The sequence below is a fragment of the Sorangium sp. So ce321 genome, assembly GCF_051530195.1.
In the GTDB taxonomy this organism is placed as follows: Bacteria; Myxococcota_A; Polyangia; order Polyangiales; family Polyangiaceae; genus Sorangium.
The window spans coordinates 1,969,622-1,985,754 of the sequence record NZ_CP150329.1 but is presented as its reverse complement, the minus strand read 5'-3'; the positions used below and the strand labels follow the sequence as shown (position 1 = coordinate 1,985,754).

The 16,133-nt window shown below is 72.1% G+C and carries 9 protein-coding genes and 1 riboswitch; of the genes, 3 read left to right on the top strand and 6 right to left on the bottom strand.

Features of this window, described 5'->3' with window-relative positions; all coding sequences use genetic code 11:
* Positions 1 to 42 precede the first annotated feature (42 nt).
* From WME89_RS07670 to WME89_RS07650, 5 genes are all read right to left on the bottom strand, one after another.
* Complete coding sequence (locus WME89_RS07670; protein WP_438008575.1) at positions 43 to 2,529, bottom strand: sodium-translocating pyrophosphatase; 2,487 nt, start codon at positions 2,527 to 2,529, stop codon at positions 43 to 45.
* A 437-nt stretch (positions 2,530 to 2,966) separates the two neighbouring features.
* Entirely contained in the window at positions 2,967 to 4,715 is a 1,749-nt protein-coding gene (locus WME89_RS07665; RefSeq protein WP_437652846.1) for a protein kinase domain-containing protein, read from the bottom strand.
* A 206-nt stretch (positions 4,716 to 4,921) separates the two neighbouring features.
* Positions 4,922 to 7,369, bottom strand: coding sequence for a sensor histidine kinase (locus WME89_RS07660; RefSeq protein WP_438008574.1), 2,448 nt, complete (start codon positions 7,367 to 7,369; stop codon positions 4,922 to 4,924).
* A gap of 156 nt (positions 7,370 to 7,525) precedes the next feature.
* A complete protein-coding gene (locus tag WME89_RS07655) occupies positions 7,526 to 8,356 on the bottom strand; it encodes a DNA-directed RNA polymerase (RefSeq protein WP_438008573.1) in 831 nt (276 codons plus the stop codon).
* Between the two features lie 113 nt (positions 8,357 to 8,469).
* Complete coding sequence (locus WME89_RS07650) at positions 8,470 to 10,710, bottom strand: TonB-dependent receptor (RefSeq protein ID WP_438008572.1); 2,241 nt, start codon at positions 10,708 to 10,710, stop codon at positions 8,470 to 8,472.
* Positions 10,711 to 10,939: 229 nt separating this feature from the next.
* Positions 10,940 to 11,146, bottom strand: a riboswitch (cobalamin riboswitch).
* 230 nt (positions 11,147 to 11,376) lie between these two features.
* Between WME89_RS07650 and typA the strand changes: the two genes are divergently transcribed.
* Positions 11,377 to 13,263, top strand: a complete 1,887-nt coding sequence (gene typA / locus WME89_RS07645) for a translational GTPase TypA (protein WP_438008571.1) — start codon at positions 11,377 to 11,379, stop codon at positions 13,261 to 13,263.
* Between the two features lie 80 nt (positions 13,264 to 13,343).
* Entirely contained in the window at positions 13,344 to 13,901 is a 558-nt protein-coding gene (locus WME89_RS07640; RefSeq protein ID WP_438008570.1) for a hypothetical protein, read from the top strand.
* Positions 13,902 to 13,913: 12 nt separating this feature from the next.
* On the opposite strand, the gene WME89_RS07635 is transcribed toward WME89_RS07640, so the two are convergent.
* Positions 13,914 to 14,831 (bottom strand): LysR family transcriptional regulator, encoded by a 918-nt coding sequence (locus WME89_RS07635; protein WP_438008569.1) that lies wholly within the window; start codon positions 14,829 to 14,831, stop codon positions 13,914 to 13,916.
* A gap of 215 nt (positions 14,832 to 15,046) precedes the next feature.
* Between WME89_RS07635 and WME89_RS07630 the strand changes: the two genes are divergently transcribed.
* Entirely contained in the window at positions 15,047 to 15,859 is an 813-nt protein-coding gene (locus tag WME89_RS07630) for a haloacid dehalogenase type II (protein ID WP_438008568.1), read from the top strand.
* Positions 15,860 to 16,133: the final 274 nt, after the last annotated feature.

The window sequence follows — 16,133 nt, the reverse complement described above, 5'->3', positions numbered from 1 at the left end:
GGAGGGGGAGAGGCGGGGCGAGAGGGGGGAAGGGCGACCGACTCAGGCCGTGGCGCGGACGCCGGCGGCGGTGGTCTCCTTCTCGCCCGACTTGATCCGCATCCCGTAGAAGGAGCGGTACACGAACACCATCGAGAGCACGAAGAAGATGGCCGCGAGCACGACGCTCACCGTGCGGTCGATCTCGATCGCCAGCTCGACCGCGAGGAGGCCGAACAGGGTCGTGAACTTGATGATGGGGTTCATCGCGACGGACGAGGTGTCCTTGAAGGGGTCGCCCACGGTGTCGCCGACGACCGTCGCCGCGTGGAGCGGCGTGCCCTTCTCCTTCAGCTCCACCTCGACGAGCTTCTTCGCGTTGTCCCAGGCGCCGCCGGCGTTCGCCATGAAGATCGCCTGGTAAAGCCCGAAGAGCGCGATGCTGATGAGGTAGCCGATGAAGAAGAACGGCTCGAGGCAGGCGAAGGCGAGCGTCGAGAAGAAGACGCCGAGGAAGATGTTGAACATCCCCCGCTGCGCGTACTGCGTGCAGATCTCGACCACCTTCTTGCTGTCCGTGATCGAGGCCTTCTCCACGCCCTCGAGGCGGATGTTCGCCTTGATGAACTCGACCGCGCGGTAAGCGCCGGTCGAGACCGCCTGGGTCGACGCGCCGGTGAACCAGTAGATGATCGCGCCGCCCGTCACGAGGCCGAGCAGGAACGGCGGGTGGAGCGGCGAGAGCAGCCCCATGACCGCGGTCAGCCGGTCGTCGGGCGAGAGCCGCACCGCGTTCGCCACGTGGTTGCTGAGCACGACGATGATCGAGAAGATGAGCGTCGTCGAGCCGACGACCGCCGTCCCGATGAGCACCGGCTTGGCCGTCGCCTTGAACGTGTTGCCCGCGCCGTCGTTCTCCTCGAGGTAGTGCTTGGCCTTCTCGAAGTTCGGGGTGAAGCCGAAGTCCTTCTTCAGCTCGGCCTCGATGTTCGGGACGTTCTCGATGAGCGAGAGCTCGTAGACCGACTGCGCGTTGTCGGTCACCGGGCCGTAGGAGTCGACCGCGATGGTCACCGGGCCCATGCCGAGGAAGCCGAACGCCACGAGGCCGAAGGCGAAGACGCTCTCGGCGATCATGAGCTTGTCGAGGCCCATCATCGAGAAGAAGTACGAGATGCCCATCAGCACGACGAGGACGATGCCCATCCAGTACGCGCTGAAGTTGCCGGCCGTCAGGCCCGACAGCACGTTCAGCGAGGCGCCGCCCTCGCGCGACGCGGTCACGACCTCACGGACGTGGCGCGACTCGGTCGAGGTGAAGATCTTGATCATCTCCGGGATGATGGCGCCCGCCAGGGTGCCGCAGGTGATGATCGAGGAGAGCTTCCACCAGAGCGTCGTGTCGCCCCCGAGGTTCGGGATCATGAACGCCGAGACGGCGTAGGTGAGCGCGACCGACACGATCGAGGTCAGCCAGACGAGGCGCGTCAGGGGGGTCTCGAAGTTCATCTTGTCGGCGTCGCCGTAGGACGCCTTCGCGATCGCCTCGTTGAGCAGGTACGAGCCGATGCTCGCGAGGACCATCACGATGCGCATCACGAAGATCCAGACGAGCAGCTGGACCTGGACGGCCTGGTCGGGGACGGCGAGGAGGATGAACGAGATGAGCGCGACGCCGGTGACGCCGTACGTCTCGAAGCCGTCGGCGCTCGGGCCGACCGAGTCGCCGGCGTTGTCACCGGTGCAGTCGGCGATGACGCCCGGGTTGCGCGCGTCGTCTTCCTTGATGTTGAAGACGATCTTCATGAGGTCGGAGCCGATGTCGGCGATCTTCGTGAAGATGCCGCCCGCGATGCGGAGGGCGGAGGCGCCGAGCGACTCGCCGATGGCGAAGCCGATGAAGCACGGGCCGGCGTAGTCCCCGGGGATGAAGAGCAGGATCATCAGCATGAGCATGAGCTCGGTGCTGATGAGGACCGCGCCGATGCTCATGCCGGCCTTGAGCGGGATGGCGTACGTGGGGAACGGCTTGCCCTTGAGGCTCGCGAACGCGGCGCGCGAGTTCGCGAACGTGTTGATGCGCATGCCGAACCACGCGACGCCGCAGCTGCCGGCGATGCCGACCAGGCTGGCCAGCAGGATGACCACGACCTTCGTGGCCTCCATGTGACGCAGCACGCCGAAGTAGAGGACCATGACCGCGCCGATCAGGACCTCGAGGAGCAGGATGAACTTGAACTGCGTGACCAGGTACGTCTTGCAGGTCTCGTAGATGAGCTCCGAGATCTCCCGCATCGCGCGGTGGACGGGCAGTTTGTTCAGCTGCGAGAAGGTGACGAGCCCGAACACGAACCCGAGCACGCAGACGCCGATGCCGCCCAGGAGGAGCGTGTGGCCGTCGATGCCGCCGAACGACTGGGTGCTTAGGTCGGGAAGGACGAGATCAGATTCACTGGCGCTGGCGCGCCGGCCGCTGAGCAGCAGGGCGAGCGCAGAGAGCCCGGCCAGCAGCGGTGCGAGCCAGGCCTTTTGAGACCGGATGACGTTCATGGACGGTGTGCCTCCATCGCAAAATCCGAGGCTGAGGGCAGCGCCATCGCCGCCTGCAGCTTCGTGGTTCCGAGGGGTTGGCCGCCTGCGTAAAGGGGAAGGAGAACCGGCGCGCTGCCGGATGGGTTCTTGCTCTAACGCCGACGCTTCAGCACAGCCTCGCCCCTCAGCGACCGGCGGTGTCGGGATGCCCGGGACTACCGGGTAAGCCGCCACCGTGACCGGGACCGCCGAGGCGCGCGCTAGCTACCATGCGTGGCAGACGCCGTCGAGAGGGTGCGACGCGCGCGCACGACGAGCGTCGCTGTCAGCGCCGCTGCGTCAGGGGATTGCGTAGGGAGATCGCGTAGGCGCGCGGGATGGAACGCGCGGATGGAACGCGCGGATGGAAATTGAGAAGAGCGCGCATTACCGCGCTCCTCCATGGATTGTCGTGTTCAGTTGCGCTCGGTCGCGTTCTGTCGCCGGTCGGCGCCGGAGAGCCGCTGATCGGAGCCCGAGTCGGCGTTGGGGCTGGCGTGCGAGGTGAGGAGCTCCGCCACGAGATCCCGACACTCCGGCTTGTTGCGGAGGTGGCTCAGGAGCAGGTTCGACGCCTCGCTGAAGGACTTCTCGTACGCGAGGCCCTCGCGCGTGCGCGCCGCGACGCGCTCGCGCCCCTGCGCGAGGTCCTCCTCGAGGGCCTCGGCGTAGCGGGCGAGCTGGGCGCGGAGCTCGTCGATCTGGCGGCGCAGGTCGCGCGCGTTCGCCTCGCGCGCGTTCTTCTTGTGCTCGTAGCGCCCGAGCTGCTCGCGCTTCGCCTGCGCGGTCGCGCCGACCGCGCCCGCGCGCTCGTAGACGAGCGGGTCGTGGTTGCCCTGGCGGGCGGCCGCGTCGGCGAGCTGGCGCGCGGACAGCGCGAGCTTCTCGGCGGCGGCGAGCTCCACGCGGACCTTCTCGACGTCCTCGCCGTCGGCCATCGCCTCGCGCATCACGCGCGACTCCTCGTGCGCGAGCTCCTCGACCTTGCGGCCGATCTCGGCGCGCAGCGCGCGGCCGCGGCGCTCGAGCGCCTCGAGCTTGCGGGTGAGGCTCGCGACCTCGCCCTCGAGCTTGTTGGCGCGCGCGGCGAGATCCCACGCCTGCGCGAGGCCGTTCTGGACCTCCTGCGGCACCTGCCCGGACGGGTAGGCGCGCGAGACCATGCGCGAGAAGAGCGCCGCGCGGCTCGCCCACTCGATGACGCCCGCGCTCTGCGGCGGCGGCGGCGGCGGCGGCAGCGGCACGCCGTCGCTCCCCTCGACCTCCCACGCGTGGGCCGGGAGCCCGCGCTGGAGCGCCTTCAGCTCCTCCTGGAGGTGGTGGGCGTCGCGGTAGCGCTTGCGGATGTCCTTCTCGAGCAGGCGCAGCACGATCGACTCGCCCTGCGAGTGCGCGTCGGGGCGGATCGAGCGGGGGCGCGGCGGCGCGTGGGTCCGCTGCATCTCGAGGAGGGTGTCGCGGTCGTTCGCGCGGAAGGGGAGCTGCCCGGTGAGCATCTCGAAGAAGAGCACGCCGAGCGCGTAGAGGTCCGACTGCGCCGTCGCCTCCTCGCCGCGGGCCTGCTCGGGCGACATGTACTCGGGCGTCCCGAAGACCGCGCCCTTCGGGGCGAGGCGCGGGTCGCGCGCGATGGCGGCGAGGCCGAAGTCGAGGATCTTGACGAAGTCCTTCCGGCCGCCGCGGTGGGTGAGCAGGATGTTGTCGCTCTTCAGGTCGCGGTGCACGACGCCGAGGTCGTGGGCGCGCGCGAGCGCGGCGCACATCTGCTCGAGGATGTCCACCGATCGCGCGATCGGCATCGGGCCGCGCGCGAGCTCTGCCGAGAGCGCCGTGCCGACGAGGTACTCCATGACGAGATAGAGCTCGCCCTCCTCGGTCTCGCCGATGTCGTGGATATCGATGATGTGGGCGTGGTCAACGCGGTTTGCGGCGCGCGCCTCGCGCAGCATCCACGCGCGGAGATGAGTCTCTCCGCGGAGATCGGGCCGGATGAGCTTCAGGGCGACGACCCGGTCGATCAGCACGTGACGGGCGCGGTAAACGACGCCCATGCCGCCTTCGCCAAGCCGTGCCTCGAGCCGGTACCGGCCGGCCACGACCTTTCCGATCAACGGATCGGTGCTCGAAGCCTTGGGACCTGCCGGTCGCTGAATCGCGCGCTCCATGGTGCCTTCGTTTCTCCTCAGCGCTCCCCGGAAGTGCGTTTCGCTTGTCTCAGGGGCCTTATTGCGCTGTGCGGTGAGTCGGATCGCTCGCTGAAGGTATCCGTTTTGAAACAGCCGGTCTACGGGCCCGCGATCGGATGGAGATGAATCTCGTGCGCGCTCCGCGTTGGCGGTGGGGTGGGAGACCCGCGCCGATTGCGCGATGGTCATGCCTGCGCGGACGACCGCGCTGGCGGGCACGCCTCCGCAGACGGCCGCGCAGCCGCGGGTGCATCGGCTTGCAGGCGGGCGCTTCCCGGGCGAGGATCGAGGGGAAGACGGCAGACGAAGCGCGCGCCGTGGACCGAGGCCAGCTCGCCGCGACGCGGGCCGGCGCCGCGGCCGTCCTCCGCCGGCGCGAGGGAGAGCGTGCCGCCGTGCCGACGGACGATGTCCGTCGAGATCGAGAGCCCGAGGCCGGTCCCCTGCCCTCGCGGCTTCGTGGTGAAGAACGGGTCGAAGATGCGCTGCGCGAGGTCGGGCGGCACGCCGGGGCCGCTGTCGGCGATCGCGACGGCCGCCATGTCCTCGTCGATCCACGTCTCGACGCAGATCGCCGGCGCGCCGGGCGGGCGTGGCGCCTCGCCGGCGGGGGCCGAGGGCGGCGCGGCGGGGGACGGCGGCGCGGCGCCCGCGTCCTCCAGCGCCTGGATGGCGTTCACGAGGAGATTCATGAACACCTGGTTGATCTCGCCGCTCCGGCACGTGACCGGCGGCAGCTCGCCGTAGCGCCTGATCACCTCGATGCGCGCCTGCCGGAGCCGCGGCCCGAGCAGCAAGAGCGTCTCCTCCAGCCCGGCGTGCAGGTCGACGGGCAGCGGCTCGCCCGAGACGCGCGAGAAGCTCTTCAGGTTGGTGACGATGCGGACGCTGCGCTCGACCGCCCGGTGGACGACGGTCGAGATGCCGACGAGGTCATCGAGCGCGGCGTCGGCCTGGAGCCGCTCGCGGAGCGCCGCGAGGGCGCGGCGGCGGTCCTCCGGCAGCTCGCGCTCGGCGGCCCGGTAGGCGTCGAGGACGGCGCGGAGCTCGGCGGCGCGCTCCTCGATCGGCTGGGCGGCGCCGGCGATGGCGTTCAGGGGGTTATAGATCTCGTGGGCGACGCCGGCGACGAGCTCGCCGATGGAGGCGAGCCGCTCGCCCTGGATGAGCGCGGCCTGCGTCCGCCGGAGCTCGGAGAGCGCGCGCGTGAGCTCCGCGGTGCGCGCGGCGACGTTCTCCTCGAGGCCGGCGCGCTCGCCCTCGAGCTCGGCGATCGTGCGGGACAGCGCCTGCCGCATGCGCTCGACGCTCTCGCCGAGGCCCACGACCTCCTTCGGCCCGGACAGCCGCGGCACCGCGGCGTCGAGCTCGCCGCGCGCGACCTCGTCGGCGGCGCGGGCGAGCTGCGCCATCGGCCGCGAGAGCTCGCGCGCCGCCCTCGCGACGACGCCGAGGGCGGCGAGCACGAGGAGCGAGAACGAGGCGAAGAGGGCGGTGACGGCGTTGAAGTCCTCGTTGAACGACGAGCCGGTCGCGAGGGCGCGGTAGAGGCCGATGGAGGAGAAGAGCGAGAGCAGCCCGGTGAACAGGAGCGGCAGCCCGAAGTCGCGGAGCATGCGCCGCCGGAGGGGCATCGGGGGCGCGCCGCCGCGCTCGGGCGCGCCCGTCCACGCGCGCAGGAGGTCGACGGCCCGCGCGACAGAGTCCTTGTGCCACGCGCGCTGGTAGAACGAGACGCCGAAGCCGAAGAGCGCGCCGAAGCCGAGCTGCATGAGCGCGTCGGCGTGGCCGAACGCGGCGCCGGGGCGCACGTAGGCGATGCCGATCGCGGTGCACGCGAGCCAGAGCGCGAAGTTGAGGGAGGCGAGCACGTCGGGGAGCCGCTCCGCGCGGGCGAGGCCGCGGCCGAGCAGCGCGCCGTCGCCGGACGGGCCGGCCTCGAGGGCGGCGACGATCGCGCCCGTGGCGGGGCGCACGGCGAGGGTGAAGCCGAGGGTGCCGGAGAGCGCGAGGAGCGGGACGACCTCGAACCACGCGTGGAACACGAGCTGACTCTGGGTGCGGAGGAACGCGACGGAGAAGAGCAGCATGACGTGGCCGCCCACGATGCCCGCGGTCGTCGCCGACTCCGCGAGCCTCGGCCGGAGCGCCGCGGCGAGGGCGCGCGCGGAGTCGGCCTCGGAGGCGCCGCCGTCGGGCGCGTCCGCGCGGAGCAGGGCGCGGTAGATGGCGCGGCGCATGCCGCCGGCCATGACGCCGAAGGCGACGGCGGTGACCAGGAGGCCGAGCCACGCGGGCGGGGTCGCGTGGCCGATCCCGAGCGGGCTGGGCCACGAGGGGGGCGCGGCGGGGGCGCCCCGCCCGGCGAGGGGCAAGACCGCGAGCGGCCACGAGAGGGTCCGGATCGCCGCCGCGATGGCGAAGCCACGGTCGCCACGCCGGACGAGCACGCCCGAGAGCGCGGCCGAGGGGGCCATCGAGCCGAGCAGGAGGATGGCCGGCCACGGGGTGGTGAGGGCCGCGGGGACGACCGCCGAGAGGAACAGGAGCGCGGAGAACAGCTCCCAGCCGTTCGCGACGAGCTCCGCGCGGGCGCGCGGCGTGCGGAGCAGGGAGAGCGGGGGCGAGGGCACGGGCGGTCGGGCATGGAAGCCCAGGGGCCGCGCCTTCGCAACGGCGCGCGGCGGCTGCGGGCGAGCCGACGGCCGGCTGGCTCACGGCTGGCTCGTGGCTGGCTCGTGGCTGGCTCACGAAGGCGGTCGAGCGCCGCCGCCGCGCGCCGTGGTGCGTCACCGGCCGGAGAGGCGCACGCCCGGGAGGACCTTGCGGCGCTCGACGACCTCCTCGAGCGCGTCGGCGTCGATCAGGAGGTGCGCGCGCAGGCTGTCCTCGATCGCCGAGAACGCCTTGCCCTGGTACCGCACCTCGCCGCCGGGCCCGGCCGCGAGCCAGTAGTTGCCGCCGGGGGCGCCGCCCTCGAGGGGCGGAAGCGGGACGGCGAGGAGCGGCCCCGCGTTGCCGGGGAACGGATCGGGCGGGGTCGCGAAGCCGGGGAACGACGGCGCGGGCGCGGAGGGCTCGGGGGCGGCGGAGAACGCGAGCGACGCGCCGGGCTCGAAGCTCACCGAGAGGGCGCCCGCGCGCGCGTCGACGACGACGCCCGGGGTGCGCTCCTCGACGACGACCTCCTCGATGACCTTCCCCGAGACGAGCAGGAGCTTGTGGCTGCTCGTGATCTGCGAGCGCTCGGACGTGAGCTCGCGGCGCAGCGCGACCTCGTGCGAGAGGTAGAACTGGAGGTTCTTCACGTCCCTGTCGGTGAGGTCGTGCTGCACCCGGAGCTCGTGCGTGAACGGGACGAGGCGAGGGCCGCAGCCGGTCAGGGCGACGAGGAAAGCGACGGCCAGCGCGAGGAGGAACGCGGCGGGCGCCGGGCGCTTGTGCGCGAGATGGCGCTTGCGCGCGAGATGACGCTTGCGCGCGAGATGGCGCTTGCGCGCGAGATGACGCTTGCGCGCGAGATGACGCTTGCGCGCGGCACCAGGCCTGCGCGCGCGATGGCGCTTGCGCGCGGCACCAGGCCTGCGCGGACCGTGAGACGAGCAGATGCGGAGCAGCATGGGAGCCCTCGTGGAGGCGCCCCGGCGCGATGGCCGAGGGCGCACCTCTTCGCAACGACGGCCCCGAGCAGAGCTTACAGCGGGCGCTCGAGCGGCGCTCCGGCGCGCGCGGCTCACCGCCAGTACAGCGTCGCCCGCCCCATCGCCGTGAACGGCCACCCCGGCGAGTAGTGGATGCCGGTGACCGCGGCCGGCTCGTACGGCAGCCGCGACTCGCTCGCGAACTGGACCTCGCGCCACGTCGCGTCGAAGAGGTTCTGGACGTCCACGGCCACCTCGACGTCCTTCCACCGGAGCCCGGCGTTCGCGTCGACGACCGTGAACCCCTCGGCCGTCAGCGACTCGTCCTCGGTCGCGGGCCGCGCGCCGATCGCCTTGACCCGGAGCGCCGCGAACGGCGTGAGCGCGCCGAACGTCGGCCGGACGCCGATCCCCGCGGTCAGCGTCCGGGTCGGCGCGAGGGCCACCGCGCTCCCGTTGCCTGCGTTCGCCCGGAAGCGCGCGCGGGTGAAGGTCGCGTCGACGTCGGCGAAGAGCCAGCTCCCGAGCCGGTAGCGCCCGCCGATCTCCAGGCCGTAGCGCCGCGTCTGCCCCGACGGCTCGGTCGCGCCCGCGTCGCCGCTCCAGACGAGCTCCGAGTCGACATCGAGGAGGAACCCCGCCGCGCTCAGCGTCAGGCCGCGGAGCGGCGTGGCCCTCGCGCCGACCTCGTAGCCCGTCGCGGGGGTGATGAGCGTCGCCGCCCCCTCGCGCAGCACCACGCCCTGGGCGTCGTTCGAGTGGAAGCCCCGCCCGTAATGGGCGAAGAGGTCGAGCGCCGCGACGGGCGAGACGATCGCCGTGAGCTTCGGGAAGAGCTGCATCTGCCCCCGGAAGCCGCTCGACCTGTTCCCGGTCGCGCCCAGGTCCTCGCGCCGGTCGTCCACGTTGACGTCGATCCACTGCCCGCGCACCCCGGCCACGAAGCGGAGCCAGCGCCGGATCCGGGCGTCCTGCTCGACGTAGACGCCGATCTGGCCCTCGTCGACGTGGGCCGTGCCCCGCTCCTCGAGCCGCTCGCGCGCCTCGTCGTGGTGGAGTGACTTGTCGATCGCGTCGGCGCGGATCTGCGCGCCGAGCGACGTCGTGAGCTTCGCCCCGCGGTACTCGAGCTGCCTGCGGAGCCGGAGCTCGGCGCCTCCGACGACGCGATCGTCGTTCTGCTCGATCTGATCGCCGTGGACCGGGTCCTCGCTGAAGAACGTGAAGTTCGAGTACAGCGTGAAGCGGTAGCGGACGAGGTAGGCCAGCGCGCTCAGGTCGGCGTCCCGCCACGCGGTCGAGTACGCGAGGGACGCCATGTGCCGCTGGGTGGCCCCGCCCTCGGTCGGATCGACCGAGCCGAAGTGATCGATGCACGGCTGTCCGTAGGCGGACGGCGGCGGGTTCAGCTGGTCCTGCTCGCCCTCGCCGCACACGGCGCGCGCGGGGATCTGGCCGGAGCCGTGCCAGGTCGACCCGTAGGACATCCACGTCATCTGGATCTTCCCGGTGGGGCTCAGGTCGTGCGTCGCCCTCAGGTACACGTTGAAGCGCTTGAGCCGCTCCGGGCTGAGGAAGGGCCCGTCGTTCCGGTAGATCTCCGCCGCGGCGACCGCGCGCCACGCGTCGCCGAGATCCGGCGAGGCGACCACGAGGCCGCGGGCGATCCCGTGCTGCCCGAGGCTGAGCTGCGCGTGGCTCTCGTCGAGCTTCTCGGCGAAGCGGAAGTTCACGGCGCCCGCGGTGCCGAAGTCGCCGATGCTCGCGTAATAAGGCCCCTTGTAGCCGTCGAGCCCGGTAACGAGCTCCGGGATCACGAAGTAGAGATCGGTGAAGCCGTGCCCGTGGCCGTGGCTGACCATGTTGACGGGCACCCCGTCGACGAAGAAGGCGACGTCGGTCCCGTGGTCCGCGTCGAACCCGCGGAGGAAGTACTGGTTGGCCTTGCCGCCGCCGGCGTGCTGCACGGCGAAGAGCCCCGGGACCGCCTCGACGATGTCGCCCGGCCGGAGCCTCGGCCTGAGCTCGAGCTCGCGATGCCCGACGGAGACGCGCGAGGCGGCCTCGCTCGCCGGCTTCTCCGCCTGGATGGTGACCTCGATCGCGCCGCCGTCGGCGCTCGCCCCCGCGCCGCCGTCGGCGCTCGCCCCCGCGCCTTCCGCGAGCGCCTTCGCCCCGCCGTCCGCGGGCGCCCCCGGGGCGGCGGTCGGCGCCTCCGGCGCCTCGACCTCGGCGCGCGCGAGCCGCGCGACGGTCAGCGAGATCGATAGTGCGGCGAGCAGGTGGCGTGAGCGGCGGTGTCCGTGGCCCTTCGTGATCGTCTCGCGCGGCATGCGCGTCCTCCTCTTGCTGGCATCGCGCCGAGCGGATCGGGGCCGCTCGCGCCGAGCGGAGGGAAGGCAGTCCAGTGGCGGCGATGCCCTGGACCGACCTCTCGCCCCCACGGGCTACCGGGAGGCAGCGCGGGGGCGGGTCGGACTCCGGGACGCGCGCAGACGCTGCGACGGCACGGACCTCACCGCCTCCCTCGAGGCTCCCAGGTCGAACCGGCGCCAGATGTCTCCCCGTCGCCGGGCGCTGGCAGGTCTTCGGGCTTGCGAGCTCCTCGGCCGGGCCGACTTCCTACTGTCCACCGCTTCCCAGCCCTCTCGGGCCAGTGCTCGTCGTGGAGGTCGTTCTCGCTTACCGCTGCGGGGCAGCCCCGGATTCTCACCGGGTTCCCTATTGAGCCTGGGCAAGGGCCCAGGCACCAGCACGGCGCGCACCCTATGGCGGCGCTCGATCGCCTGTCAACAGTCGTCCTGTCGAGCCCGGTGACCGCGAGCGGCCGCCGCGAGATCACCGCCGAGCTGGGGCGCTCGCCCCCGGCGACGGCGGACTCACCGCGAGCCGGAGCGCCTGGCCTGCGCAGAACCCGCGCGTCGCCGGCGCGGAACCTGCGCGCAACCCGCGCGTCGCCGGCGCGCCGGCGTCGGCCGGACGTTCGACCTCTGGCGAGGATGGGCTCGCTCCTCCGTGGGTCGCGTGCTACACGGCCGCCGCCGTATATGCCGCGTAATGATCTCCGCAACATCGCCATCGTCGCCCACGTCGACCACGGGAAGACGACGCTCGTCGATCACATGCTCCGCCAGTCGGGCGCCTTCCGAGAGAACGAGGTTGTGGCCGAGCGGGTCATGGACTCGAACGACCTCGAGCGCGAGCGCGGCATCACCATCCTCGCGAAGAACACCAGCATCCGGTACCGCGGGGTCAAGATCAACATCGTGGACACGCCCGGCCACTCCGACTTCGGCGGCGAGGTCGAGCGCACGCTGATGATGGCCGACGGGGCGCTGCTCCTCGTCGACGCCGCCGAGGGCCCGCTGCCGCAGACGCGCTTCGTGCTCTCGAAGTGCCTCCAGCGCGGCTTCCCGGTCATCGTCGTCATCAACAAGATCGACCGCAGCGACGCGCGCGCCCACGAGGTGCTCTCCGAGGTGTTCGACCTCTTCTGCGACCTCGAGGCGAGCGACCCGCAGCAGGACTTCGCGACGCTCTACGCCGTGGCGAAGTTCGGCCAGGCGAAGCGCGAGCTCGAGCACGAGGCCACGGACCTCCAGCCGCTCTTCGAGACCATCCTCGATCGGGTCCCGGCGCCCTCGGGCGACCCGGACGGGCCGCTCCAGGTCATCGTCTGCAACACGACGCACGACGACTACGTGGGCCGGCTCGCGGTCGGCCGCGTGGTCCGCGGCACGGCCCGGTCCGGCGCCGACGTCGCGCTCCTCGGCGAGGACGGCCAGTCGCGCGGCTACGTGAAGATGCTCTACGCCTACGAGGGGCTGAAGCGGGTCGCGGTCGAGAGCGCCGTCGCGGGCGAGGTGGTCGCGATCGCGGGGCTCGATGGGGTCACAATCGGCGACACGATCGCGGATCCGGGGCAGCCCGAGGCGCTGCCGCGGATCGTCGTCGAGGAGCCGACGATCAAGATGAAGATCGGCGTCAATACGTCGACGTTCGCCGGCAAGAGCAAGCAGTCGAAGTACCTGACGAGCCGCCACCTGAAGGAGCGGCTCGAGCGCGAGGCGATGAAGAACCTCGCGATCCGGGTCGAGCCGACCGAGGTGCCGGACACCTTCGTGGTGCTCGGGCGCGGCGAGCTCCAGCTCGCGATCCTGGTCGAGACGATGCGGCGCGAGGGGTACGAGATGCAGCTCTCGAACCCCGAGGTGGTGACGCGCGAGATCAACGGCGAGGTGATGGAGCCGGTCGAGCTCGTGGTCGTGGACGTGCCGGACACCTACGTCGGCATCGTGACCGAGCGGCTCAGCGGCCGGCGCGGCCGGATGGTGAAGATGACGAACCCCGGCTTCGGGCGCGCCCGCCTCGAGTTCCGGGTGCCGTCGCGCGGGCTCATCGGCTTCCGCGGCGAGTTCCTGACGGCGACGCGCGGCACGGGCCTGCTCAACACGATGTTCGACGGCTGGGCGCCCTGGGGCGGCCCGATGATGCGCCGCCCGACCGGGGCCATCGTCTCCGACCGCGCTGGCGTGGCGACCCCGTACGCGCTGCACCACCTGCAGCCGCGCGGGATGTTCTTCATCGTCCCCGGCGTCGAGGTCTACGAGGGGATGATCATCGGCGAGCACAACCGGCCGAACGACACCGACGTCAACGTGATCAAGGAGAAGAAGCTCTCCAACGTGCGCAACCACGGCAAGGACGAGAACGTCCTCCTGGCCAGCCCGCGGCTGCTCACGATCGAGACGGCGATGGAGTGGATCGACGGCGACGAGCTCGTCGAGGTCACGCCCGACGCCGTGCGCGTCCGCAAGAAGGTGCTCGCGTGCAACCGCCGCGAGCGCCGCGAGGACGCGATCGAGCAGTCGCAGGCCGTGGAGTGAGCTGCGGGGCGCGCGCGGGCGCGCGCGGGATCGACGGGGCGCGCGCCCCTGCCCTGCCCGCCCCGGTGTAGTATCGCCGCATGAGAACGACGCTGGTCTCAGCGGGCCTGGCCTCGCTCGTCGCGCTCGCGGGGGCGAGCGCCTGCGGCGGGAACGTCGTCGTCGACGGGTCCCCCGGGAGCATCGAAGGTTCCGGGGGAGCGGGCGTCACGTCGAGCGCGAGCGCGGGCCTGCAGTCGTCGAGCGCGAGCGCGGGCCCGCAGTCGTCGAGCGCGATCGTGGGCCCGCAGTCGTCGAGCGCGAGCGGCGCGGATCCGGTCGAGGCGCAGCTGGCCTCGTGCGGCTCCTTCTGCGCGCTCTTCGACCGAGCGTGCCCGGAGAACGGCTGTCGCGAGGCCTGCGCGGAGCTGCTCTCGGCGCCGCACCCCTGCAACGCGCTGACCGCGCCGTACTTCGACTGCATGAGCACCGGCATCCAGATCGCCTCGACGACGTCCTGCCAGCAGATCGCGCGGTGGCTCGACCCGCTCTTCGAGTGCCTGGGCTCCAGCGCGTCTGCGTGCGAGACGTCGTTCAAGGAGGTCTGCTCGGAGGCCTTCGAGGCGCACCGGGCGTGTCAGCTCGACGGCGCCCCGTAGCGGGCGCGCGCGTCACCTGATCTCCCGGGGCCGCGCGTCGGGCAGCAGGGCGCGCCGCAGCGGCGCGAGGGCGTCGGCGATGAACGCGACGAGCGCCTTCACGCGCGGCACCCCGCGCGCGTCCCGGTGCACCCCGAGCCACAGCGCGCGCTCGGGCGGCGGCGAGGGCGGCTCCAGGAGGCGCAGGCCCGCCGTCGCGTCGCCCAGGTAGCGCGGCAGGCAGACGAGCCCGACCCCGGCGGCGCCCATGGTCGCCTGGGCCTCGCGGCCGTTGGTGCGGGCGGCCACGCGGGCCTTCGCGGCGATGGCGCGCAGCCACGGCAGATCGGCGACGGCGGGCGGCTCGTCGCTGCTCATCGTGACGAGGGCGTGGCCCTCGCACTGCCGGCCGAAGTCCGGCAAGCCGCGCTCGGCGAGGTAGTCCTCCGACGCGTAGAGGCCGAACCCGATGCGCGCGACCTCGCGCTGGAAGACCTCGTGGTGCTCGAACGCCGCGGGGCGAAGGGCGATGTCGGCTTCTCGCCGCGGCAGGCTCAGCCAGCGCGCGTCCGCGACGAGATCGACGGAGATGGCGGGGTGGCGCGCGAGGAACGGGGCGAGCAGCGGCCCGAGGACGCGGACGGCGAGCCACTCGGACGCGGTGATGCGCAGGTGTCCTTTCAGGCCGGCGTCGCGCCCTGCTGCGGCGAGCTCGGCGGCGAGCGCGCCCTGCTCCATGCGCTCGGCGTGCCCGAGCACGCCCTCGCCGGCGGCCGAGAGCGCGAATCCGGACGGCGAGCGCAGGAAGAGCTTCGCCCCGAGGCGCCGCTCGAACGCGTCGATGCGCCGCCCGACCGTCGGCTGCGTGACCTTCAGCGCGCGCGCGGCGGCGGAGAGGTTGCCGTGCCGCGCGACGGCGAGGAAGTAGCGCAGGTCGTCCCAGTCGAGCATGGCTCCGGCGCGCGGGGCGCTGCTGCCGGAGAGCGCTCCGCGCCATGCGAGGATGCATGGCGAGTATACGGCGATCGCGGATCCCCGGGCAACGGCGGAGCGTGCACGCTTTGCGTCGATGTAGCGCGCTCGTGCGCCTGCGCGCTCGTGCGCCTGCGCGCTCGTGCGCCTGCGCACTCGTACGTTCCACGTCGGACCACCTGAGCGAGGACAGCATGCTTTCGAATCGCCGTGAGTTTCTCGACCTCGTCGCCGGGACCGCCGCGACAGGCCTCCTCGGCTCGGCCCCGCTGGCCATGGCCGCCTCGTGCGCTGCGGAGCGCGGGCCGGCGTCGCCGCGGCCTGCAGCGCGCTCGAAGATCAGGGCCGTCGCCTTCGACGCCTTTGCCGTCCTCGACCCGAGGCCGATCACCACGCTCGCGGAGGAGCTCTCGCCGGGCAAGGGCGCGCTGCTGAGCGACGCCTGGCGCGCCCGTCAATTCGAGTACACGTGGCTCCGGGTGGCCTCGGGCGAGTACGCTGATTTCTGGCGAGTGACGGGAGACGCGCTGGTGTTCGCCGAGAGGCAGCTGAAGCTCGATCTCGGGGAGGCAAAGCGCTCGCGGCTCCTCGGGGCGTATCTCGAGCTCAGGGCGTGGCCGGACGCGGCGCCGGCGCTGAGGTCGTTGAAGGACGCGGGCATCCGGCTCTCGTTCCTGTCCAACTTCACGCCGAGGATGCTCGACGCCGCGATCGAGAGCGCCGGCCTGGGAGGCCTGATCGAGCACGCGCTCAGCACCGACAGGGCGAGGACGTACAAGCCGGATCCGCGCGCGTACCGGATGGCGCTCGACGCGTTCCGCCTGGAGCGCGACGAGATCGTGTTCGTCCCGTTCGCCGGCTGGGATGCGGCGGGCGCCAGGTGGTTCGGCTACCCGACGTTCTGGGTCAACCGACTGGGGCTGCCGCCCGAGGAGCTGGGCGTGCGCGCGGATGCCACGGGAGCGAGCCTGGCCGAGCTGGTCGAGCTCGTGACAGCGGGGGCGTGAGTGGCCCGGCGCGCCAGGGCGGGATGACGTCGAGGGCGCGGTGCTCGGACGAGACGAGAGGGCGGTCGAATCGCCATGAGAGATGAAGGAAGAAGGAGAGATGAACCGCTCAGGACGCCAGGAGAGAGGAAGAGATGAAAAGAGCCCCCGGGCCGAATGGGACCATCGGCCCGAGGGGGGTGCGTATTCATGGCAGACCGCCCGGCGACCTTACCTGCGATAGCCCGCTCACTACTACTCGCTCCCGCCAGACGGCTATACCAACGACGCGGGC